The 2187-nt window shown below is 71.6% G+C and carries 1 pseudogene; it reads right to left on the reverse strand.

Annotation, left to right across the window (positions count from 1 at the left end):
* Nucleotides 1-2187: pseudogene (locus tag ALA01S_RS30830) on the reverse strand (DUF11 domain-containing protein); the annotation flags it as partial.

Consider the following 2187-nt stretch of genomic DNA (forward strand, 5'->3'; position numbering starts at 1 on the left):
GTTGTTGGACACGACGGCCCCGGCGCGCTGGGCCACCACGCTGTTGACGTAGTCGCCCTCGCTCACGCCGATACCCACGGCCAGCACCATCTGGATCCGCTTGGTTTCCCCCGCGTTGAAGTGCACGCCTTCCAGCGTGAGCTGGCGGCCCTGCAGCAGGGCGCGCGCGGGCTGCACCGGTCCGTTGGGCAGCGACTGCACCGTCAGCGATCCGTCCATGAACTTGAAGCCCGGCGGCAGCGCGTCCAGCACCAGCACGCCGCCCATGGACGCGGTGCCGGTGTAGCGCGCGGTGATGCTGTAGGGCACGGGCTCGCCCTTCTTCACCGTGAGCTTGGGCGAGGTCTTGCGCAGCTCGATGAGGTGGGTGGCGGAGCCGTCGGGGTCCAGCGGCAGGTGGTTGTTGACGATGCTCTGCGCCGAGCGGCCCGTGCCCGGGTAGGACATGCTCAGGAAGTACGGCGCCGTGATGGGCAGCGCCGGCCGGCCCTGCGGCGAGACGGTGCAGGGGTCGGTGCGGTCCTGGTCCTGCAGCGTGACGCCCGGCGCGGTGCAGTCCTGCATGCTCAGCGTGCCTTCCGCGGGCGGGATGAGCGAGGAGACGCGGTAGCCCGCCGGCGGCGTGACCGCCAGCGTGTACATGCCCGCCGGCGCGCTGGGCATCAGCATGAAGCGGTACTCGCCCGACGCCGGCGTCACCACCGTGTTGGTGCCTTCCAGCAGGTGCACCGCGGGGTTGAAGCCGGCGGGACCGGTGATGCGCACCGTGGCGCCGGCCACGGGGGCGGCGGACAGGCTGTCGTACACCACGCCGCCCGGATCCAGCGGCAGGTCCTGGTGGACGACGGCTTGCGTGAGGCCGGCGTAGAGCTTGATGGAGTCTGCGCTGAGGCTGCCCGCCTGGGTCGGCAGCAGGCCGCCGCTGCGGTTGAGCGCCGGGTCGGTGGGCCACACGCCGCCCACGAGGTGGCCTTGCAGGTTGCGGAAGCGCACCACGTGGCGTCCGGCCGGCACGTCGTTGAAGACGTATTCGCCCTGGCTGCCGCTGGTGGTGGTGAGCACCACCGTGGCGTTGTCCGTCGTGCACTGCGTGGGTGCGGGCGGACAGTTGGCCAGCTCCACCGTCCAGCCGGGGATGGCGATCTCGCTGGCGTTGGCCGAGGACGGGTTGTAGCTGCGGTTGTGATCGGCATCGAACCAGACGCGGCCACTCACCGACGAGTACGGGAAGGGGTACTGCAGCGTGACGCTGCCGCGGCCGAAGTTGTTGCCGCCCAGGGGGTCGGTACCGCCGTTGGTGTCCGTCGTGTCCAGGGTCACCAGCGTGGCGGTGTTGGTGAGCTTGTCGCCCACGTTGAGGTCGCCCGTGAGCATCACGGGGATGCGCACGTCGGCCGTGCCGCCGGCGGGCATCTGCGAGATTTCGCAGAGCACGGCGGTGCCACCGCTGACGCCGGAGCACGTGGGTGCCGCGGGCAGGAAGCTGCCCTGGGTGACCTTGAACACCGGCGTGCCGGTGAGCACCATGCCCGCGGGCAGCGTGTCGCTGAAGCGCACGCGCACAGCGGTTTCGGGCCCGTTGTTGGCAAGGCGCACGAGGAACTCGAATCTTTCCTCGGGCAAGGCCGTGGCCTTGGCCGTGGTCGTGCCGGGAGCAACCGCCACCTTGCTGAGCACCTGCACGTCCGCCTTGGGCGTGGTGGTGACGGTGACGCGGCCGGTGCCGTAGTTGTTGCCCGCGCGCGGATCGGCGCCGCCGCTGGTGTCCAGCGTGCCGGTGGTGACGATGCTGGCCGTGTTGGCGAACACGGTGCCCGCCGCCGGCGTGCCCGTCAGGCGCACGGAAATGCGCACCGTGGCCGTGCCGCCGGAGGGCATGCTCGTGATGCCGCAAGCCACGGCCGCGCCGCCGGCCGCGCCCGTGCACGTGGGCGCCGCCGGCACGAAGGTGCCCGCCGTCACCGTGAACACCGGCGCGCCGGCCAGTACCATGCCGCTGGGCAGCACGTCGGCGAACTGCACCGCCTGCGCCGCCTGCGGGCCGTTGTTGCTCACCGCCACCAGCCAGTCGAACGCCTCGCCGGCGACGGCGGTGGCCTTGGGCACGGATGTCCCCGAGGCCACGGCCGTCTTGCTGGCAACCTGCACGTCGGCCTGGGACGCGGCGCTGACGCTGCCGCTGCTGAA

The sequence above is a fragment of the Azohydromonas lata NBRC 102462 genome, from assembly GCF_001571085.1.
In the GTDB taxonomy this organism is placed as follows: Bacteria; Pseudomonadota; Gammaproteobacteria; order Burkholderiales; family Burkholderiaceae_C; genus Azohydromonas; species Azohydromonas lata.